We start from the raw sequence: 21,918 nt of genomic DNA on the forward strand, positions 1-21,918 counted from the left end.
ACATAGGACTTTTGCTTGAGCCGTATCTTAGAAAGTCAAGGGTTTTAAACAATATATTTAATCCAGGTATGCTGGCTATTCGCTTTATCAAGGGCAATCGTTTGTTTTAGAGAAACGTCAAAGCGTTGGAGATGGACTTATCCGTTACATTACAACGGTCCGTATCGGTTGAGATCGACTGCCGTGCAATAGTTGGTGGTTCTTAGAAGTAGTCTTGTATAAAGTACTCTTCCGTGTTGCAGTAAAGGAAGGAATAGATCACCAAATGGGGGCGATTGGTTTGCATGCTGCGTTTCATGTGGAGCAGGGGTTTGCCTGGCTTCACGTCCAGCAGTTTCGAGAGGTTTTTGTCAGCCGAAACCGCCCATATTTTTTGCTCGCCCTCTTTGATTTCAACGTTATGGTATTTGTTTAATGTCTCGAACAGCGAATTCTTCTCCAAGTTATGCACGGTGAAGCGCGGTAGATCGATATCGGTGATATAGGTCTCTTCATATAGGGTCGGGAGTCCGTTGACATGGCGAAGACGGGTAAGATACAGGCATCCCGCCGTCAATTGAACTTCGGTAAGCTCGTAAGGGAAGTCGGCTGGCCAAGCCGTTTTCTGCGCTTTTGCTAAAATCTCGGTACGGAGGTTCTTCCTTCCTACGCCTGCCGTGGATCCTTTCAGTGACAGAATACCCAACCCGTTTTTTGGTTCGGACACGATGCTGCCTTTGCCGTGGCGGCGTATGATGTACCCCATGCGCGCTAGCTCTCCCAGTGCCTGACGTACCGTAGGACGGGTGGTACTATAACGTTTGCACAACTCATTTTCGGAGGGAAGCAAATCCCCTTTCCTGTAGTGCCCATCATCAATCTGTTTCTTTAAATCACCGATGAGGGTCTTATAAAGAGGAGTGTTTGGTTCTTTAGTCATAAAGATTGTTTCAACAGAAGCAAAAATAGCTAAAATTTCTGTGTGTTGTGTATACAAGTTTGCTTTGTGGGTGCTTTTAAGATGTTGTTATTGGATGAATATAGATTATTTAGATTACTTGTATATACAAATTAATTTTTAATTTTATTTTTATTTAATAAATATTTTGTATGTATATAGCTGATGTTAAGCCAATTGAATGTGTCTTTTTTGAAAGTTGTTATCAAGTGACATAAATATTTTTAAATTTTCTTGTATATACAAGTTTTGTGGTTTACATTTGCCTGCAGAGGACCTATATTATGAACAATATTCTATTTCGACTGGCTGTGTCTCGAGAGCCAATTTGCGTGTCGCTTTTCAGGGGTTTGGCCTAACGGAAGAAAATATAATGAAAAAACATGAGAGAAAGCAGGATAATCGTCGTGGGTAGCTTGAATATGGATATGGTAGTTCAGGCTGATCGAATTCCAAATCCGGGAGAAACGGTTTTGGGCGGGACATTTTTTATGAGCACCGGGGGTAAAGGGGCAAATCAGGCGGTAGCGGCTGCTCGCTTGGGCGGAAACGCAGCCATGATTGGTAAAATCGGGCGTGATATTTTTGGAAGCCGGTATTTGCAAGCTATCCAAGAGGAGGGGATTGATATTCAAGGAATCGAGCAAGATTCGGAAGAGCCATCGGGGATTGCACTCGTTATTGTAGAACGATCGGGTGAAAATGCTATCGTAGTGGCTCCCGGCGCGAATGCCGGCTTGCGGCCGGAAGACGTTGAGCAACAGTTCCATCGATACCCCGAGGGAAAAATACTTCTTCTCCAATTGGAAATCCCAATGGAAACTGTCGTATTCGCTGCACAGCAAGCCAAAAAACGCGGGATGCTAGTATTGCTGAACCCGGCCCCGGCCAATGACGCAGTTACTAGCCTTTTTCCTTTGATTGACATTATTACGCCGAACCTGCACGAGGCAGAACAGATGACGGGGGTTAAAATTACAGACATCGCTAGCGCGAAATGCGCTGCCCAATACCTTTCTGCTAAAGGTGTCAGGCATGTGGTGATTACCTTGGGCGAGCTTGGCGCCGTACTGTTGGATGATGGTGAATTTCATCATGTCCCCGTACCAAGGGTTACAGCTCTCGATACGACAGCCGCTGGCGATGTCTTTAACGGAGCACTCGCTGCGGCTATCATTCAAGAGAAGTCCTTGGTTGATGCAACGGCTTTTGCGTGCAAGGCAGCAGCAATAGCGGTGACTCGGTTGGGTGCTCAATCGTCTATTCCGTATCTGCATGAAGTTATGCAGTATCAAGAAACATAGTCGGCTGATACATATTGATACCGCCAATCCTACTTTATCGCCCTATCAAATTGTAATATCTTAATTATCATGTTTATAGTTGATCACTACACGCTCGCTGTACTATTTTGTTTCGTAACAATGATATGTTGGGGGTCTTGGGCCAACATGCAAAAGTTGGTACAAGGCCGCTGGCGTTTTGAGTTGTTTTATTGGGATTATGTACTAGGAATTTTCTTCTTTTCGCTCATTGCCGCATTCACGTGGGGTAGCTGGGGTGACAGCGGACGACCGTTTCTGATTGATATTGAACAGGCAACCGGAACGAATATTCGTAATGCGTTTATCGGTGGCGTTGTTTTTAATCTGGCTAACATTTTGCTGACAGCAGCTATCTCCGGCGCAGGCATGGCAGTGGCCTTTCCCGTAGGAATCGGACTGGCGCTGGTTATCGGTGTCGTGCTCAACTATGGCTTGGCAGCAAAGGGTAATCCTTGGCTTTTATTTATCGGAGTAGCATTAATTACGTTAGCGATTTTGATCAATGCGATTGCTTATCACCGACATGGCGGGATGAGGGTTGGTTCTGCAACAGGCAAATGGATTGGCGTTTCAATTATCGCGGGAATACTAATGTCCACATTTTATCCGTTTGTCGCCGCCGGGATGGACTTGGAAAATTTTGTATCACCTGCCGTAGGTAAGATGACCCCTTATACGTCATTTGTTGTTTTCGCTTTAGGTATCGTTATTAGCAATTTGGTATTCAATACTATTCTGATGCGTAAACCTTTGGATGGGCCGCCTATAGCGTATCTCACATATTTTCGAGGACGCTTAGGTATCCATTTAATTGGTATCCTGGGAGGTGGTATCTGGGGCTTAGGTAATCTTTTTAATTTACTAGCTGCCGGTAAGGCCGGGCCTGCAATTTCTTATGGTTTGGGGCAAGGAGCAACATTGGTTGCCGCCGCATGGGGGGTGTTTGTGTGGAAGGAATTTCGGGGCAGTTCATTTACTACACGAGTACTCATCGGCGCGATGTTTTTGCTTTTTTTAAGCGGATTAGCCATCGTCATTATGGCCGGTGGCGACAAATAATTAAACCATTAATAGCTGTAATCTATAAATCATGAATTATGAACAATTGTTTTTGCTACTTATTACGAACGCTGTGCATCGTCATAGCGGGCGGATTTGCGAGCGGTTTGTGTAATGCAAAACCAGTCTCGGCACAGGCAGCGTCGGGACGGGTAATCGAGGTGAGAGGAAAAGTCACTGATACCGCTGGCAACATACTCACGGGGGTGTCGGTAATGGTTAAGGGAACGAACCGTGGTACGGCAACCGACTCAAACGGCCGGTATATTATTGATGTGCCGGATGATGCCATCTTAGTTTTTAGCATCGTCGGTTATGTCCCCAAGGAAATACCTGTTGAAGGAAGGGAAGTTATTGACGTCGCATTGCAACCGGAGGGGCAGTTGGACGAGGTCGTTGTGGTTGGCTTTGGTACCCAAAAAAAGATTTCTGTTACGGGAGCGGTGTCTACAATCAGCATGCGGGAAGTTGAGCGAACGTCCACGCCGTCGTTATCCAATGCTATTGCCGGGAAAATACCAGGATTGATTTCCCGCCAGGGTTCGGGAGAGCCGGGGTATGATGGTGCCGGGCTGATTATCAGGGGCATTGGTTCATGGGTAAGTCGTAATCCGCTGATTTTGGTAGATGGGGTGCAACGTGATTTGAATACGATAAGCCCCCAAGAAATTGAGAGCTTTTCCATCTTGAAGGATGCTTCGGCCACAGCAGTTTATGGAATAAGAGGGGCAAACGGTGTTATACTGATTAATACCAAGCGCGGTAAAGTGGGTAAGCCGTCGGTGACACTACGCAGTGAAGTGGCTTCGTTGACTAATTTGCGGATGCGGGATTATATCAACGGTGTAGAATATGCGCTGCTCATGAATGAAGCATTGGTCAATGTCGGCAAGAGTCCGCAATGGAATGAAGCTGAGCTCGAAAAATTCAGGTCGGGATCGGATCCATATCTATATCCCAATGTGGATTGGATTGATACGGTATTCAAGCGTACGACCATGCAGACGATCAACAACCTAAGTATTACAGGCGGTAACGAGTTCGTTAAATACTTTACCAACGTAGGTTACATCCTTCAGGACGGCATTTACAAAGCAGATAACCTGAATGCCTATAATACTAACGCAAATCTCAATCGATATACGTTCCGTTCCAATGTAGATATTAATCTAAATAGTGAATTGCAGCTCAACCTAGGATTGGGCGGAATTATGGATGACCGCAATTATCCGGGGGGCGGGGCTGCTGGAATTTTTGCCGGAGCAACCAATACGTCTCCTATTGCTTTCCCGGTACGTAACCCTGACGGAACACCTGGTGGCTCAGGTATCTATCTGGGTTCCAACCCATGGGCTCAAAGTACCCAAACAGGTTATTCCGTAGAAGCCCACAGCACGCTACAGGCGACCTTTGGCGGTCGGTGGGATTTGTCCCGATTACTGCTCCAAGGGCTTTCGCTAAACGGACGGTTCGGATACGATTATTATAATCATAATAAAACGTTGAGGTATAAGCAATTTCCCGTGCGGCAATATATCGGGGCGGATCCTGAAACAGGTGAAGATCGGTACGTGGTTCACCGCGAAGAACAGCCCCTTGGTTATCAAATCATCCAAAACGCTAATAGAGCAATTTACTTAGAGGGGGTCGTTAATTACGAACGTTCGTTTAACGAGCATGAGGTGTCAGCCATGCTTCTTTATAACCAACGGGATTACATCAATCAGACGGCAGGTACGTCGCTTGCCAACATACCGTCAAGAAACCAAGGCGTGGCTGGTAGGGTCACTTATAATTTTAAGAATACCTATCTGTTGGAGGTAAACGCCGGATATAACGGTTCAGAAAACTTCCCTAAAGGAAGCAGGTTTGGGTTTTTTCCCTCGATATCAGCGGGCTACGTAGTGTCCAATGAGTCCTTTTGGAAATTATCGGCAATAAATAGCTTAAAGATAAGGATGTCTCATGGGCAGGTAGGGAGTGATGCTATTGGTGGAAGACGCTTTTTATTTCTTACAGATATCAACAAAAACGGCGAATCCTATTTATTCGGCCGAGGGCAGCAATACTGGCAAGGAATAATGGAAAACCAAATCGGAGTGCCTGACGTAAGCTGGGAAATATCCACAAAAACAAATGCGGGGTTCGACATTGCTTTGTTTGATAATTGGATAACGGCACAAGTTGATTTTTTCAATGAAAAACGAGATAAGATTTTGTTGAGGAGGGATCAGGTGCCGAGTATTGTCGGTTTTCAACCGGTAAGTATCCCTTACGGCAATCTGGGTAAAGCTTCAAACAAAGGCGTAGACGCCATGCTGGAAATAAAACGGACAACAAGGGGCGGTTTATATTATTCGTTCAGAGGTAATATTACATACGCAAAAAACGAGGTAATTGAAAACGATGAACCGCCTCAGTTATATCCCTACCTTTCGGGCATAGGCGAACGTATTGATCAGCCCTGGGGTTTTGTTGCGGAGGGATTTTTTGAATCCGATGAAGAGATAGACAACTGGTACGATCAACAGGCGCTTGGTGGCAGGCCGCGAATCGGAGATATCAAGTATCTGGATCTCAATGGAGACAATGTTATCAATACATATGATCAACGTGCCATTGGTTTTGCGCGAACACCCGAGCTGATGTATGGGTTCGGGGGTACATGGGCTTATAAAGGATTTGACCTTAGTGTATTTTTCATGGGAGCCGCCCGGACAAGCGTGTTTTTAGAAGGACGTAATTTTTACCCCTTCAATGAAGGGTTAGGCGTATTCAATATTTTCCGTGAGTATTACGATAATAGGTGGACTCCTGACAATCCCAATCCGCTGTATCCCGCGGTAAGTGATGGCAACAATGCAAATAACTTTAGAAGATCAACGATTTGGCAAAAGGATGCAAGCTATCTGCGTCTGCGCAATGTGGAAATCGGTTATACGCTTTCGGAAGCAGCTTTGCGAACGCTTAAAGTAGCTTCGTTTCGTGTTTTTGCCAACGGAACCAATCTGTATACCTGGGATACGTTAAAGGTTATCGATCCCGAATCTGATAACGGTTATCCGATCCAAATGGGATTAAATGTCGGCGTTCAGATTAATTTTTAAATTGAAAGCAATGAAAAGAATATGTTTATTGAGCAGCTTCGTGATTTCGCTGCTGGTGTATGCGTCATGTAATAAAGAATTTCTCGAAAAGCGGCCCGATGAAGATCTAAGTATTGACGATGTATTTGCTGAAGTTTCATATGCAGAGTCGTTTTTGACATCGGTCTATAGTAATTTGCCTGAGGAAATGAACTTTAACAATAACTGGGGAAACAATCCCTTTATCGGCGCATCCGATGAAATGGAGATGCCATACACCGATGTCTTTAGCCGATTTATGAACAATGGCTCTTGGTCTGCGGATAATACCATGCGTGAAATATGGGAGCGGTCTGCTCGTGGAATACGTAAAGCCAACATTTTTCTGGAGAACATTGATCGTACACCTATGACATCAAGGGTTGGAGGCGAACAACTCAAAGCACGATGGAAAGGGGAGGCATTGTTTCTCCGCGGCTTTTTCCATTTCTTGCTTGCCCGGGTTTATGGTCCGATCCCAATCATGGACAGGTCATACCAGACCGACGAAGATTTTACTAAAATCAGACGGGCACCGTTGGAGCAAGTTGTTGACTTTATTGTGGCGCAATGCGATACCGCCGCGGGGCTTCTCACAATGACGGTGGGTGAAAACGACTTGGGACGGGCAACGACTGCAGCTGCGCTGGCGCTTAAAGCAAGAGTTTTATTGTATATGGCGAGTCCGCTTTGGAATGGCAATCCAGATTATGTCGGCTTTACAGACAAGGAAGGTACATTGCTATTTCCGCAAACATATGATGCAACACGTTGGGAAACGGCAATGCGAGCGGCAAAAGATTGTATTGACCAATTGGAAATGGCAGGATATGGTTTATATTATGCTCCTTCGGGTGATCCGGTTGACAACTATCAAAGACTATTTATCGAAAACCACAATAAGGAAATCATTTTTGTCAGGAATATGGGCAATTTCGGCCAAATTGAGCAGGTGTCTGCCCCCAACGGTATGGGAGGATGGTCTGGGAACGCTCCTACACAGGAGCTCGTTGACGCTTACCAGATGAGCAATGGCGAAAGTCCGATTCTGGGATATCGGGACGACCTTACTCCGATTACGAATCCCTTATCAGGTTATCAGGAGTCCGGATACACTGATGTTGGACATCCTAAAGGGTACCACCCGAGTAACATCCACATGAGATATGTGGGGCGCGAACCTCGGTTTTACGCGAGTATCAATTACAATGAAGCGGTTTGGCGCGGTCGGCGGATAGAGTTTATGAGATTGGGAAGAGACGGCATCAAGGGTGGACCCGACTATACGCCCACCGGATATCTGATGAAGAAACACCTGGATCCGCAAGTGGACGTCCCTCAAGGTAGATATTCGCTGAAGACTTGGATTTTCTTCCGCTTGGGCGAACAGTATTTGAATTATGCCGAGGCACTAAATGAAGCGGTTGGGCCGGTTGATGACGTCTACACGTATGTAAATGCCATACGAGCCCGTGCGGGGCTACCCGGATTGAAAGAGGGCTTAACGCGAGACGAAATGCGTGAACGTATCCGGCATGAACGGCGGATCGAATTGGCCTTTGAAACGCATCGATATTTCGATTGCCACCGGTGGAAAATTGCACACATTACAGATGCAGGAAAGATAACCGGAATGGACATCAATCAAGGTGAGTTTAACCGGGATGACCGATTCTACCGCCGCACACTGATCGAAACCCGAGTATTCGAATCGCCTAAGCATTATCTGTGGCCGATTCCACTCTATGATATACTGCGAAACCAGAACTTGGTGCAAAATCCAGGGTGGGAGTAGCTATCTGCGGATTCCAACATTGCCAACTAACGAAAAAAAAGTTAAGTATACTACATAATATGAGTTGTTTTCAGAGATTAGCGTTTGTTTTTCTTTTTTGTTTTGCCATAGATTACGCATTTTCGCAAACTAGGCAATTAGCCGTAGATTACGTCAATTCATACATCGGTACGGCTTGGGATCGTGGCGGAGGGACCATTCCAACGGTCGGGCCTCCTTATGCCATGACTAGTTTCACCGCCCAAACGCGCGAGAATATTATAAGCGCTATGCCTTACATCTACGAGGATAGCACCATCATGGGGTTCATAGGCACACACCAGCCCATGTTATGGATGGGAGATTATGGCTACGTCTCGGTTATGCCGGTGGCCGGAGATCTGAAAGTTTATCCAAACGAACGCAGTCTGGCTTTTAAGCATGAAGACGAGGTCGTGTCGCCGTATTATTATTCAGTGAAAATGCGGGATCGAGAGGAAGGTATGATTGCCGCCGAAATGGCGTCAACTTCCCGCTGTGCGATTCTTAAATTCGAGTTTCCAAAAGGAGCTCCGGCTCATATTGTCATCCAGGGACTTAATATAAGCGACTCTCCGGATCCGGAATGGCTACATTGGATTAGTGACCTCAATAGCAGGAAGAATAGGGAAGAACAGATGGAAGGATATATAAGCGTCGATTTATCGAGAAATGAGATTACGGGATATAACCCAGACCATATGTCGTATAACATTAGCCCGCAGCTAAAGAACTTCAAGGGGTATTTTGTAATCCAGTTTGACCAGCCGATACAGACGTGTGGAACATGGCAGCATGATCGAATTAATCCAATGACCCTGGAGCTTAAAGCTAAAAAGCAAATGGGAGCCTATGCCTCTTTTGATATGGACAAAACAGCGTCTTTATCTGTCAAGGTGGCCACTTCGTTTATTAGTGTTGAGCAGGCCCGTGAAAATTTGAAACGGGAGATACCAGGTTGGCGGCTTCAAGACATCGCCGAGCAAACCAAGAATATCTGGGAAGAAAATCTAGAGACGTTTGAAATTAAAGGCGTTTCAGAAGAGCAAAAGCGGATTTTTTACACCGCGTTATATCACACCATGTTGTTCCCCAGGGAGATGTCGGAGTATGGCAAGTATTATAGCGCTTTTGATGATAAGGTGCATTTCGGCTCACACTCATATACCGATTTTTCTTTATGGGACACGTTTAGAGCTTTACATCCACTGATGGTTTTCCTTCAGCCCGAGCGCACCAACCATATGATTACGTCTATGCTTCAGAGCTATAAGGAGGGCGGACGGTTACCGATGTGGCCCAATCCGGCCGAGACCAACATCATGATAGGCACGCATGCCGATAACGTAATTGCTGATGCATATGTAAAAGGATTGCGCGACTATGACGTAGAACTGGCATACGAAGCGATGAGGAAGAACGCGCTCGTACCTCCTGACTTTGACGTGTTAACCCGATACAGCGATCGTGAAAATTGGGCAACAACACACTACGAAGCAAGGGCAGGGTTGAGTTATTATCATTCACTTGGCTACGTTCCGCAAGATAAAACGGATGAGTCGGTTTCAAGAACATTGGAGTATGCACTTAACGACTATTGTGTCGCACAGATGGCGAAAGCGCTAGGGCATACCGCAGACTATGAGCGCATGATGGAGTGGTCAAAAAATTACAAGAACCTCTACAATAGCGAAACCGGATTTATGGCGCCCAGGCGATACGATGGTCGTTGGCACGACCGTCCTTGGGAAGGATTTACCGAAGGCGGCCCGTGGACTTACCTGTTTTGTGTTATGCAGGATGTACCAGGATTAATACAGCTGATGGGCGGCGATCAGGCATTTGCGAATCGATTGGATAGCAATTTTATAAACAATCACTATGTGCATGAAAATGAACCGGGTCACCATTACATCTATCTATATAACTATTGCGGCCAATCATGGAAGACACAGGAATTGGTAAGGAAGTATACAAGGAGTAACTATTTGAATGCACCCAACGGAATTTTTGGCAATGACGATTGCGGACAGATGTCAGCATGGTACATTTTCAGTACAATGGGATTCTATCCGGTTACTCCAGCCTCAGGGAAGTATGCCATCGGAGCCCCACAATTTCCTGAAATGACCATGCGGTACCGTGTAAATGGAGAAAACAGAAGTCTCCGGATTATAGCTGAAAATCTTTCGGATGCAAACCTGTATGTACAAGAAGTCAAGCTCGACGGCAAGTTGATAGAAACCCCATTCCTTGACCATCAGGAACTTATACAGGCCAAGGAACTAAAATTCACCATGGGAAACAAACCAAAACATAATTGGAACTAATATGAAAGCGAGAAAACTACATGGCCTGGCGGTGATTGCCTTTTTATGCAGCCTGAAGATCGGTTCGCCGGCGGCAAAAGACACCGTAAATGATAAATTGACGATAAGCAGGAAAGCACTATTTGACAAAATAAAAGGGGGGTGGGCAGGCCAGACCATCGGCGTATCGTTTGGAAGCTATACCGAATTCAAATACAACGGTACGTTCATCCAAGACTATCAAACGATACCGTGGAGTGACGGCCAAATGAAGAAGCTGATGGATGATTGGCCCGATTTGTTTGACGATATTTATATGGATCTGACATTCGTTGACGTAATAGAACGATTGGGTGTCAATGCGCCAGTCGACTCCTTTGCCAGTGCGTTTGCGCATGCCGGCTACGGTTTATGGCATGCCAATCAGGCCGCTAGATACAACATTTTAAACGGTATCGCTGCACCAGCATCCGGACATTGGCTTAATAATCCGCATGCCGATGATATCGACTATCAGATTGAAGCAGATTTCGCTGGCCTCATGAACCCCGGTATGCCGAATTCGGCGTCGGCTATCAGTGACAAGGTGGGGCACATCATGACATATGGAGACGGGTGGTATGGTGGGGTGTTTATCGGGGCCATGTATTCATTGGCGTTTATACATGACGATATCGAAAAGGTGATTAACGAGGCATTACGTACGGTTCCTGAGCAAAGTACGTTTCACCAATGTATCGCGGATGTCATCCGTTGGCATAAAAAATATCCCCGCGATTGGAAACGAACATGGTTTGAGATTCAACAGAAATGGACGGAAGAGGTGGGATGCCCTGAAGGTGTTTTTTCGCCGCTTAACATAGACGCGAAGGTAAACGCAGCGTATGTAGTAGCAGGACTGCTGTATGGGCGCGGTGACTTTGCGTTAACAATGGAGATTGCTACCCGTATGGGGCAGGATTCCGATTGCAACCCATCTTCCGCTGCAGGTATTTTAGGAACCATCGTAGGTTATGATGGCATTCCGGATTACTGGAAGAAAGGCCTGGAGAATATCGAAGACGTTGTCTTCAAGTATACACAGATGTCGCTAAACACGGTTTATCAAACGAGTTATCAGCATGCATTGAAAATGATTGCACAAGAGGGGGGCTCAGTGGGAGAAGATGTGGTCGTGATCAAAAAGCAGGTGCCGCAGGCCGTAAGGTATGAAAAGAGCTTTGAGGGGGTATTCCCGATATCAAAAACGGAGGTGCATCAAAACATCAACAACGAACTGTCATTTGAGTTCGAGGGCACTGGCTTCGTCTTAAGAGGGTCGGCCAATAAAAACAGTGGCCAGCGTGAAGAACATGTCTTTGTAGCAGAATGTTACATCAATGGAGCAAAAGTAGAGGAAGCGAAATTGCCGACAGAATTCCGCACAAGAAGGTATGAACTTTTTTGGAAATACCAGTTACCTAAAGGCAAACATCGGGTAAAAATTGTCGTTAGAAATCCTAGCCCCGGTCATCATGTAAGGGCGTGGGATTATATTGTGTATAGCGACGAACCTGCTAACGGAATACATGAACATTTGCAATGAGCAACGAGCTACGGCCGCCGCTGGCTTGCAGCCGATCTGAAATAGCTGGCGTTCTTGTATATACAAGTTGATTGAAATGTTTATATTTGTTGCATGAAAGCGTATAGATTAAACCGATTATTCAACAGTCGCTCAGGTAACTGCTTCGATGTAGCCATTGATCACGGATTCTTTAATGAATATCCGTTTTTACAGGGAATAGAAGATATAAAAAAGGCGGTTGGTGTGTTGGTAGAGGCCGCTCCAGACGCGATACAACTTACGGTGGGCCAGGCGCATTATCTCCAATCGATTCGCGGTCGGCAAAAACCATCGCTCGTGCTTCGCACGGATGTGGCCAATGTATACGGCAAGCAGTTGCCACGTACATTGTTCAGCCGGATGATCGAAAATCCGTTGGAGCAGGCCATTCGCCTGGACGCGGTCTGTGTAGTGGTCAACCTGTTCAGCATTCCTGACGAACCGGAGGTAACCGACCAGTGCATTCAAAACATTCTGAAGATAAAGCCAGAAACTGAACGATACGGTATCCCATTGATGGTGGAACCACTGGTGTTCCGGCCGAATAGTCAAGCAGGGGGATATATGGTGAATGGCGACCCCGAAAAAATCATCCCGTTGGTACGTCAGGGTGTGGAACTGGGCGCTGATATCATCAAGGCAGACCCTACGGACAACGTAGAGGACTATGGTCGAGTGGTAGAGACGGCAGGAGACGTCCCGGTATTGGTACGTGGTGGTGGCAAGGCAACCGACGAAGAGATTCTACAACGTACCTATGGCTTGATGCAACAGGGAGTAAGAGGCATCGTCTATGGACGGAATGTTATACAGCATTCGAATCCGAGCGGAATGACGCGGGCGTTGATGGCTATTGTACATGAAGCGGCAAAGCCAGAAGAAGTTATAGAATTATTGAAGTAAAGCAACAATGAAAACAGTGAGGATAGGCATCATCGGCGGCGGGCTGATGGGGCGTGAGGCGGCCAGTGCGTTCGGGCGGTGGTTCGTATTGAAAGATTTCCCCGTGCGCGTACAACTGACGGCGGTGTGCGACTTGAATGAGCAGGTGTTGGAATGGTATAAGCAGATTGACAGTGTCAATTTGCTGACGACGGACTACCGCCAACTGATCAGCAGTGAACAAGTAGATGTGGTGTATATAGCTGTGCCACATAACCTGCACCGTGAGTTGTATATAGACATCCTTCGTGCCGGAAAGGATCTGCTTGGAGAAAAGCCGTTCGGCATTGATTTGGAGGCGTCCGAAATGATCGCTGCGGAAGCTGCAAGACTAGGTAGGTTCGTGCGATGTAGTTCCGAGATGCCCTTTCTGCCTGGGCCTCAGCGGGCCATCGCTGAGGTGTTGTCCGGAAAACTGGGTCGGATATTTGAGATTCGCGCGGGCTTCTTGCACGCGAGCGACATGAACGCTCAAAAGCCAATCAATTGGAAACGGCAGTCTAAGTATTGCGGTGAAATCGGCGTAATGGGTGATCTGGGTATGCATGCACTACACGTGCCACTGCGGTTGGGTTGGAAACCAACTAAAGTGTTTGCCCAGTTGCAGAAAATCATCACCGAGCGGCCCGATGGCAGGGGCGGTATCGCTACTTGCGACACCTGGAATAATGCCATATTGAGTACCCAGGTGGATATCGACGGCGAGCAGGTGCCCATGTTGCTGGAAATGAAACGGCTAGCACCTGGAGAGACCAATACTTGGTATATCGAGATTTATGGCACGGAAGGCGGTGTGAAGTATAGCACCAAAGATACAAAGACTTTTTGGCAGTTTACCAATGAGGCCGAGCAATGGTGGAAACGCACCGATCTCGGATTTCAAATGCCATTCGAAACCATCACCGGAGGAATCTTTGAGGCCGGTTTTCCGGATTGTTTTATGCAGATGTTTGCAGCGTACGTAGCCGAACGGGAAGGAATGCTGCAGGGAAAATTTGGATGTGCAACGCCCGAAGAGGCGGTTACCAGCCACCGCGTATTCCAGGCCGCGCTGCTTTCGCAGCAAACAGGTAAATTTGTGGATGTTTATTTTCCTGCAGCAGTAGCCGTATGAAGCGATCTGAAATAAACTATGCTATACGCTCGGCACTTACTTTTTTTGAAAGGAACGGCTGGACGTTGCCACCCCATCCGGCTTGGGATGTTACGGATTTCGGACTAGGCATTTTTCACAGACAGGGATTGGTGCTGGTAAACCTTGCCGTTGAACCGGAATATTGCGAGAAGCTGATGTACGCATGGCGGGATCAGACCACCCCTGCACACTACCATAAACTGAAAAAAGAAGATATTATTTGTAGAGCGGGTGAACTCGCGGTTACCCTATGGGGCGAAGATCCTGGCGCCATCCAGCAAGAGTACATCAGCGTCAAGATCAATGGTAAGCATCAACCGGTTAAAAACGGGGAACCGGTTGTGCTAAAAGCCGGCGAACGGATTACTATCAGTCCGCTTTTGTGGCATGCATTCCATCCCATATCACCCGAATGCATCATCGGAGAGGTTTCCACAGCCAATGATGACATGAATGACAATTTTTTCTGGAATAGCGAAATCGGACGATTTCCGGAAATCGAGGAAGACGAACCACCGTTGGTAAAGCTGCTGAGTGAGTGAGTATATGTCAACTAAGTTAGAAAGGCGAGCGGGTCTGCTTGTAGCAGGTAATTGGATATTGGATCAGGTGAAGCTGATCGACAAGTTTCCCAGTGAGCAGTCGCTCGCAAATATTCTCCATGAATATACAAGTAACGGTGGCTCTGCATATAATATTCTGATGGATCTTGTGCAATTGAAAGCACCGTTCTCTTTGGAGGCAATCGGATTGGTAGGTGACGACCTCAACGGGATGCGGATTATCGACCATTGCCGCGAGGCAGGTATCAATGTACGCCAGTTGCAGATGACGCCCCGTGCGGCCACTTCCTATACCATTGTAACTTCAGTAAAGGAGACAGGTAAACGCACTTTCTTCCACCAACGCGGCGCAAACTCCCTGCTGGATATGGAACATTTCGATTTCAATGTTTCAAAAGCCAAGATTTTCCATTTAGGATACCTGCTATTGCTGGACCGGCTGGATGAAGTTCAAAGTAATGGCAAGACAGGGGCGTCAATAGTATTGGAGCGTGCGAAAAACGAAGGTTTTATGACATCGGTGGATCTAGTCAGTGAGGATTCTGACCGTTTCCGGAGCATTATTCCCTATTCATTGCCTTACGTAGACTTGCTTTTTCTGAACGAATACGAAGCGAGCCGATTATCAGGTGTCGATCTGATGGATTTGGCCAATCAAGAGGAGATGCATAAGCGATGCGATGTCGCTTTTAATTCGATTTTCAGCCTTGGAGTCAACGAGTGGATCGTCATTCATTATCCCGGTGGAGTATGGGCCGCGCACCGTGACGGCAGCAGGTTGTTTCAGCCCAGTCTATTACTTCCCCAAGAGAGGGTCGTCGGAGCCAACGGCGCCGGCGATGCGCTGGCTGCTGGTGTGCTTTTGGGCGTGCATGAAGGGTGGAGTATGAAAAAGTGCCTTAATCTTGGAGTATGTGCCGCAGCATCAAGCCTTTCACATGTTACCTGTTCAGATGGCGTACTGCCCCATCCAGATTGTTGGGCATTAGCGGATAAGTTCGGTTATCAGACCGTTAGCCATAGTTTGACTTCCCTATGGGATGGGTAGTAAGCCTTATCCCGTTGCGGCGGATTCTTGTATCTTTCAATTCAGTAATCCCTCTATATCCGTTAGTTCTCTGGGAATTCCTTCACGGTTTTGATCGGCCATTTCCATGGCTCTTTTCTACAAGCTCTTTTCTGATACGGCTTAACGATTGTGGTGTAATCTTCAGATACGAAGCAATGTAATGTTGCGGTACTTGTTGTGCCAATGTGGGATAACGTTTTACAAATTCAAGATACTTTGTTTTAGCGTCCCCGAAATTTAAAAAGTCGTTGTCTTTGATTTTGTTCAGCAAGGCAGCTTCGGTAACGCTTTTGATGAAAATGTATAAGTTGGGGATTTCATCGCTTAGTTTTTCAATAGCTGATTTATGAATGGTATAAAGTACCGAATTGACTATTGCCTGAAAAGAGTCTGTTGCAGGTTTGGCTGTATAATAACTTTCCAAATCCACAAAAAACTGATTTTTCCTGATAAAATATTTGGTTACGTCATTTCCATTGTCGTCTACTGCGTACACTCTTAAAATCCCACTTTCCACAAATGCAATTTCATTAGCTATTTTATGAAATTCCTGAAAGTGTTCGCCTGCCTTTAAGCTTCTGTTTTTGTAATGCGAAGCAACATAGTCAATATCCTGTTTGGAAAGGATACCGCCAAATTCCAATGCTGATTTTAATTTTTCCATTTACTTCACGATTCCGTTTTCAAAGACACTTTTTGCACATGCGATTACCGCTTCCTGCGGCGAAATAGGTTGCCAAAACAAGTCCCTTCGCGCTTTGGTATTTTCGGTTAGCCTTTTCACGCCCAATTCAAGCAAGATGGGTTTCAATGACGGTTCAAAGATAGAAAATAATCGAGTGGCAAAATTGGGCAACTCTTTGGTTGGTATTTTTCTGTGAGGATATTCTTGTTTCAATATTTGGGCGATTTCTTTAAAAGTCATGTATCCTGCGGAAGCAATGTATCGGTTGCCTGCGGCCTGAGGCAGTTCCATTGCTTTAATCAGTAAGTCGGCAACGGAACGAACGTCCACGATGTCAAATCCGATCTTTGGCAATGCGGGTGAACTGCCGTCTAAAATTTTAATAACCGTATTAGCAGATGTACCAAAATCTTTTTCTAAAACAGTTCCTAAAATAGCGCCGGGTAATACTGTTGTCAACTGCAAATTGGAATTGTCTCGCTTCATAAATTCCCACGCAGCTTTTTCGGCAATAACCTTGCTTCTAAAATACGGAGTAGTATCGTTCTTATTAGTTTCGTCTGTCCAGTCGTTTTCATTAAAAACATTGTTTAGTTCGGTTTTAGTTTTTCCGTAAACAGCAGCTGCAATGGAAGATACCATAACTACACGCTTTACATTATTGGCACTTGCCGCTCTCAGTATGTTTAACGTTCCCTGTTTCGCAGGGATAATCAAATCGTTTTCGTCTTTGGGCAATTCTCTCGGAAATGGCGATGCAATGTGTTGTATATAATCAATGGTTTTGGTCAATTCAAACCAAACATTGCTATTGTTCAGATCCGCTTCCGCAAAAGTCAGGTTATCGATGTTTTCGGTGTATTTTGCAATAATTTCCCGAATGGAGATTATTCTGTCTTTGCTCCGCACGGTTCCAACAACGTCATAGCCTTTATTCAACAGTTGAATAGCGGTATGCGAACCCAAAAAGCCTGTTACGCCTGTCAATAGAACTTTCTTTCTCATATTGTCTGTAATTTTGTTATAGGGGAAATTTAATTGTTGTAAAAATCAATGACATTGCGGCTGTCAACAGTGCAATCAACCCCCAAAAATTCCACGAAGTATATGCCCTTTTGTAATCGCTTGAAAGGGTTGCTGAATTGTCAGCAACAAGTTGGGCAATTTTTTTCTGTAGTGGTGCAACTCTAAGTGTATAAACAATGCCCGAAATGATGTATGCAGTTAATGCAAAGAGAAGCCAACGGTTTTCCAGTATAGGAAATTGATTGTAAACAAAACTTCCTGTTGCGGTAATGACGAACACGCACGGAAGCGTAAAAACCTTGTCGCCTTTTATGATTTCGGTAATGGCAAAGCGAATGGTTTCTTTGTTGCCTGTTTTCGAGGCTTTATGCAGCCAGCGGATCTCAGTAATAATGTTGCCTAAGAAAACAATCACGGCAAATAGGTGTAATAGAATAAGAATTTTGTCCATTGTTTAATGCTTTTTTGCAAAGGACAAAAACATCGAGCGTATCGCAATTAACAATTGGTAAAAAATGAATTTTCTCTGTCCGTTGGCTATAAGTCTGAACAGTTGTCTGAAATAGTTTACTTTTACGCGGGGAAGTGACAAGCCTTGCCTCGCTGGTCCCGTTGAAAGCAAATTCATATACTGAAAAACCTGTAACTGTTTGCAATAAAAGCGCATCAGCTAAACCTCTTAAGGCTTCTCTTGCATTTTAAAATTCTAGCGATATCAGTAAATTTCGGCACTAAGAAAACGGATACTTGAATCGGTGCCAGATGGCATCCAATAGCCGTATTTCGTAGTATTTGCATAGGCCGTTTAAACAATAGGTATAGACGTGAAAAAAAATAACTTTTACGTAATCACCGGGGGTCCGGGTGTTGGAAAGACAACGCTATTAAATAAGCTTGCACAAACAGGCTATCTAACGATTGAGGAAGAAGCCAGAAGAATTATAAAAGAGCAGATGGCTATCGGCGGTAACGGATTGCCGTGGAAAAACAAGATTGCTTATGCTCAATTGATGTTGGATGCTTCCGTAAAGACCTTTGAAAAAATTAGCAGTAACGGTTTTCTACCGCCTGTGTTTTTTGACCGTGGGATTTTGGATGCTGTATGTTACATGCGCATGGAAAATATTTCCTTATCAAAAGATGTGATTGAAATCGTCGGCAAATGCAGATACAACAAAAAGGTCTTTATGCTACCCCCTTGGGCGGAAATATACGAGACGGATACCGAACGCAGGCAATCGTGGAAAGAGGCCGTATTTACCTTTGAGAAGATGAAAGAAACCTATCTGCTGTATGATTACCAAGTGATAGAAGTACCTAAGGGTTCAGTGTCAATACGGCAACAGTTTATCGTTGACACAATCAATCAACGTCGTTAAAAATCAATACAGGAAGAAGATAAGCCGGTATAGCGAGTGCCTTTAACGTTTGTTAGCGGTATTCCATTACCGGTTTGCAATATCGTTCCATCCGCTACGGTCCGCGTTGCGAAGAATTTTGTAGTCAATGTAAAATGTCCCAAACGGAATGAAGCACGCAACAAGAACCTTCCAAGTTGTTTCTTTAAATTTCCATTGTTGTTCTATGCCTACATGCAAAGCGTTGAAGACAAACAAGAGGAACAACGCACCGTGAATCGGTCCAAGAGATTTGGACATTGAAGGATTGTCAAAGTAATATTTCAGCGGAACGGCTACGAAAACCAAAGCAAGTAGTGAAATGCCCTCTAAAAATGCAAGAAGTCGTAAACGCCCGATTGTTGTTGTGAAATACTTTTTCATAGTTAAAATGTTCTGAAATTTGGTCGGCTTGATAAAGGCGAAAATGTCCAGGGAATTGCAATGAAAATGATGATTAGTGCGATGGAAAACCAAACTAACATTGTCTTGAATTTCTCTTTGTCTGTGGGTTTTCGTTTCGCCAATGCGGATCCGATTGTCAATATCACAATGGCTGTCAGCATTAAGAAAATGTGTATTACACCATAGAAAGTTAAGTCCAGATTTTGTAAGCCGATTTCGGTTTCTTTCCAAAAGTACTTTACAATCGGACTTTGCGTATAAACTATTATTCCAATCATTAGCTGGATGTGCGTAATGGTTGCAGTCCAGTGTCGGAACGCGTTGTCTGTTTTGGAGAAAGTTTTGTTGTTGATATAACCAACAAATGCTCTATAAATGGAATACAACAGAAAAGCTAAAACAAGCCAACGAATTAAAGAGTGGGAGACTAATAACGTTGAATACATAATTTCCGTTGAGTTTCGTGTTATGTTTTTGTGTCTTGCGACAAAGGTAAGATAAAACATACTAATTGGTATGTTTTTGAATAAAAAAATTATTTCAACGTGTTCAGGTAGTTTTTAAGTTGTTTCAACCAGGGGAGATAGGCCTTTCTGCTGTTTTCTAATTTCCCAAAATTTCGTATGCCCCAATAGCCCGACATTACAAATGTCGTTACTTGTTTTGCGTTTACGTCTTGCCGGACAAATCCGTTTTTCTTTCCCCTTTCAATACTTGCAGTCATTACCTTTGTCCATTGTTTAGTCAATTCGTTCAAGGCGTTGTTAAAGTCAGCGTTCCAAGGTGTCATTTCTTGCGTAAAGTTTGAGGCAGGGCAACCATACTCAACTTTCAAAAACTCATTTTTCATCAGTAGGTCATACATTAAATTGTAAATGCCATCTAACGGATTTTGTTCGCTTTGCAATGGTTCAATAAAACTGCTTGTAAGTATCGGTTTCAGAATTTCGTTGATGATGGCGAGCCCCATTTCGTCTTTTGTCTTGAAATGGTAATAAAACGCACCTTTTGTTACTTGTGTCGTGGCAATAATGTCGTCAATGCTTGTCGTTTGATAACCGTTAACGTAAATCAGTTCAAACGCTTTTTGCAGAATTGTCAGTCGCGTTGCCTCAGCCTTTTTCATAAAGATACTGCTCGGTATTTTGCAAAAGAACAAAAAAAATGGCGGACTGTTACTTGCCTTCATTTTATCGAGGCATGATAAAGCGCTTCGGAAAAATAACAGCTGCCGTTATTCTTGTTTACGGAAATGGTTAATGTTTTCAGCAACCCACTCGTCAAATGACTTTGGTTGTCGTTCATGCGGATGTCATTATAAATTTCTTTTGTTGCTTTCGATCGCAATGAACTCGGGCAAATAATCGGGAGTACATCCCTTTGACACCATTTCACCTTTATACAGCCCCGTTTTCTCGCCAACTTCAATACAGCGTGCTCGATACTTTTTATCAAAAACTCCAATCCAGCCTGCGGTGAAATTCATAGCCCATTGTACTTCAGGTTTTTCGTTTTCTATTTGTTTTTCAATGGCCGATAGCAATTCTTCAGTATTTGGAGGAGGGGTTTGCCCCAGCCAACGCAAACGGGCCTGGTAATACCAAAAAATTCGTCGCTGAAGTGAAGAAGGACTGTTCTTCCACGATTCCATCAGCGCTATCGTTTTCTTGTCTTTCGATAGTTGGTTTGCCATCAACCAGTCCATTAGTTGATTTCGCTCATCAAATGGATGATCCTGCATGTCCTTGCTGAGCTTATTAATCAAATCTTGTGAAAGAAGCTTATTGTCCATAATTAAGACGGCCAATAGCCTGGGCAAGAGTTCCCCGGATGACCAGAGTTCCATAGCCAGTTCGTGATCCTTTTTGACATCCTTAGCAATTTTCCGTAAGTCACCCAGCTTAGTTTTAGGGTTGATTTGTCCCAGGATGGTTTCTGCTTTTGAAGAGCGTTTCATATCAATCTTTCGGTTTATTTATTCAAGACAAACAAGACACGTTTTACTTTACCATACAAACCCGTTTGCAGATACGCAGATACCGGGGCGTCCGCGGAGCGTTTTTCCGGCAGCTACGGGGATATCTTGTTACCGGGCAGCTCAACGATTTTCTCTATAAAGAATCGCGTACTATTGTTGATTTCGTCGAAGTAATTCATCAGTTTACTAATCCGTCCCAATTTTCAATTTGCCACTATCCTCAGCCCAAATCTCAAAAAATATCTTTGTCTTGCGCTTAAAGCACAAGGCCGTTGATTCCGTTTAAAATTAGTGATTTAATCCCTGAATTTCTAATCCTGATGCTGCCGTCTTCAGGGGGCAGGTCGGAGAGATAAGGCACCAAATGACCAATAGTTTTCCGTATTGAAGTATCGTCTGGTTGAATTTCTTAATGACGATTTCAAGACGAAAGCACATTGCCGAGCTGGAATATGCGCCCAATGAATACGCGGCGAAAAGGCAACAAATCAAACGGCTGCCGCTGACCAGAGGGTTTACCTTATCGGCATTCTAAAGTTTAGCA

At 44.8% G+C, this 21,918-nt stretch carries 19 protein-coding genes; 12 read left to right on the plus strand and 7 right to left on the minus strand.

Annotated features, from left to right (window positions below; genetic code table 11):
- Positions 1–202: 202 nt before the first annotated feature.
- Positions 203–919 carry a GntR family transcriptional regulator gene (locus BM030_RS15790; protein ID WP_090974576.1) on the minus strand — a complete coding sequence of 239 codons (717 nt, stop codon included), beginning with the start codon at positions 917–919 and terminating at the stop codon, positions 203–205.
- Between the two features lie 401 nt (positions 920–1,320).
- Between BM030_RS15790 and rbsK the strand changes: the two genes are divergently transcribed.
- The 10 genes from rbsK (at position 1,321) to BM030_RS15840 (ending at position 15,862) form a co-directional block, all read left to right on the plus strand.
- Positions 1,321–2,241 (plus strand): ribokinase, encoded by a 921-nt coding sequence (gene rbsK / locus BM030_RS15795; protein ID WP_090974577.1) that lies wholly within the window; start codon positions 1,321–1,323, stop codon positions 2,239–2,241.
- Between the two features lie 147 nt (positions 2,242–2,388).
- Entirely contained in the window at positions 2,389–3,321 is a 933-nt protein-coding gene (locus tag BM030_RS15800) for a GRP family sugar transporter (RefSeq protein WP_244518993.1), read from the plus strand.
- Positions 3,322–3,359: 38 nt separating this feature from the next.
- On the plus strand, positions 3,360–6,428 hold the full coding sequence (locus tag BM030_RS15805) for a SusC/RagA family TonB-linked outer membrane protein (protein ID WP_090974579.1): 3,069 nt from the start codon (positions 3,360–3,362) through the stop codon (positions 6,426–6,428).
- A 10-nt stretch (positions 6,429–6,438) separates the two neighbouring features.
- Positions 6,439–8,241, plus strand: a complete 1,803-nt coding sequence (locus BM030_RS15810; RefSeq protein ID WP_090974630.1) for a RagB/SusD family nutrient uptake outer membrane protein — start codon at positions 6,439–6,441, stop codon at positions 8,239–8,241.
- Positions 8,232–10,589, plus strand: a complete 2,358-nt coding sequence (locus BM030_RS15815) for a GH92 family glycosyl hydrolase (protein ID WP_262987347.1) — start codon at positions 8,232–8,234, stop codon at positions 10,587–10,589. Before BM030_RS15810 ends, BM030_RS15815 begins: the two co-directional genes overlap by 10 nt.
- A gap of 1 nt (position 10,590) precedes the next feature.
- Positions 10,591–12,153: an ADP-ribosylglycohydrolase family protein gene (locus BM030_RS15820; RefSeq protein WP_090974581.1), complete on the plus strand. Its 1,563-nt coding sequence runs from the start codon at positions 10,591–10,593 to the stop codon at positions 12,151–12,153.
- Positions 12,154–12,246: 93 nt separating this feature from the next.
- Positions 12,247–13,077 carry a class I fructose-bisphosphate aldolase gene (locus BM030_RS15825; RefSeq protein ID WP_090974582.1) on the plus strand — a complete coding sequence of 277 codons (831 nt, stop codon included), beginning with the start codon at positions 12,247–12,249 and terminating at the stop codon, positions 13,075–13,077.
- A 7-nt stretch (positions 13,078–13,084) separates the two neighbouring features.
- Positions 13,085–14,230: a Gfo/Idh/MocA family protein gene (locus tag BM030_RS15830; RefSeq protein WP_090974583.1), complete on the plus strand. Its 1,146-nt coding sequence runs from the start codon at positions 13,085–13,087 to the stop codon at positions 14,228–14,230.
- Complete coding sequence (locus tag BM030_RS15835; RefSeq protein WP_090974584.1) at positions 14,227–14,793, plus strand: D-lyxose/D-mannose family sugar isomerase; 567 nt, start codon at positions 14,227–14,229, stop codon at positions 14,791–14,793. Before BM030_RS15830 ends, BM030_RS15835 begins: the two co-directional genes overlap by 4 nt.
- 4 nt (positions 14,794–14,797) lie before the next feature.
- Positions 14,798–15,862 carry a carbohydrate kinase family protein gene (locus BM030_RS15840; protein ID WP_090974585.1) on the plus strand — a complete coding sequence of 355 codons (1,065 nt, stop codon included), beginning with the start codon at positions 14,798–14,800 and terminating at the stop codon, positions 15,860–15,862.
- 82 nt (positions 15,863–15,944) lie between these two features.
- Here the strand turns inward: BM030_RS15840 and BM030_RS15845 are convergent, their stop codons facing one another.
- The 3 genes from BM030_RS15845 to BM030_RS15855 are packed head-to-tail and all read right to left on the minus strand — an operon-like array spanning position 15,945 to position 18,045.
- A complete protein-coding gene (locus BM030_RS15845; protein WP_090974586.1) occupies positions 15,945–16,547 on the minus strand; it encodes a Crp/Fnr family transcriptional regulator in 603 nt (200 codons plus the stop codon).
- On the minus strand, positions 16,548–17,573 hold the full coding sequence (locus BM030_RS15850; protein WP_090974587.1) for an SDR family oxidoreductase: 1,026 nt from the start codon (positions 17,571–17,573) through the stop codon (positions 16,548–16,550).
- A gap of 16 nt (positions 17,574–17,589) precedes the next feature.
- Entirely contained in the window at positions 17,590–18,045 is a 456-nt protein-coding gene (locus BM030_RS15855) for a DUF2269 family protein (RefSeq protein WP_090974588.1), read from the minus strand.
- Positions 18,046–18,418: 373 nt separating this feature from the next.
- Here BM030_RS15855 and BM030_RS15860 point away from each other — a divergent pair, with 373 nt between their 5' ends.
- Positions 18,419–18,973 (plus strand): AAA family ATPase, encoded by a 555-nt coding sequence (locus BM030_RS15860; RefSeq protein ID WP_090974589.1) that lies wholly within the window; start codon positions 18,419–18,421, stop codon positions 18,971–18,973.
- 66 nt (positions 18,974–19,039) lie between these two features.
- Here BM030_RS15860 and BM030_RS15865 read toward each other — a convergent pair whose 3' ends face one another.
- The 3 genes from BM030_RS15865 to BM030_RS15880 form a co-directional block, all read right to left on the minus strand.
- Positions 19,040–19,375 carry a DUF3817 domain-containing protein gene (locus BM030_RS15865; protein WP_090974590.1) on the minus strand — a complete coding sequence of 112 codons (336 nt, stop codon included), beginning with the start codon at positions 19,373–19,375 and terminating at the stop codon, positions 19,040–19,042.
- Between the two features lie 556 nt (positions 19,376–19,931).
- Positions 19,932–20,522 carry a TetR/AcrR family transcriptional regulator gene (locus BM030_RS15875; RefSeq protein ID WP_090974632.1) on the minus strand — a complete coding sequence of 197 codons (591 nt, stop codon included), beginning with the start codon at positions 20,520–20,522 and terminating at the stop codon, positions 19,932–19,934.
- Positions 20,523–20,711: 189 nt separating this feature from the next.
- Positions 20,712–21,353, minus strand: coding sequence for a DNA alkylation repair protein (locus tag BM030_RS15880; RefSeq protein ID WP_090974591.1), 642 nt, complete (start codon positions 21,351–21,353; stop codon positions 20,712–20,714).
- Positions 21,354–21,786: 433 nt separating this feature from the next.
- On the opposite strand from BM030_RS15880, the gene BM030_RS20355 reads away from it, so the two are divergent.
- Positions 21,787–21,909: a hypothetical protein gene (locus tag BM030_RS20355; protein WP_262987348.1), complete on the plus strand. Its 123-nt coding sequence runs from the start codon at positions 21,787–21,789 to the stop codon at positions 21,907–21,909.
- Positions 21,910–21,918 lie beyond the last annotated feature (9 nt).

This window comes from Parapedobacter composti (genome assembly GCF_900112315.1).
Classification (GTDB): Bacteria; Bacteroidota; Bacteroidia; order Sphingobacteriales; family Sphingobacteriaceae; genus Parapedobacter; species Parapedobacter composti.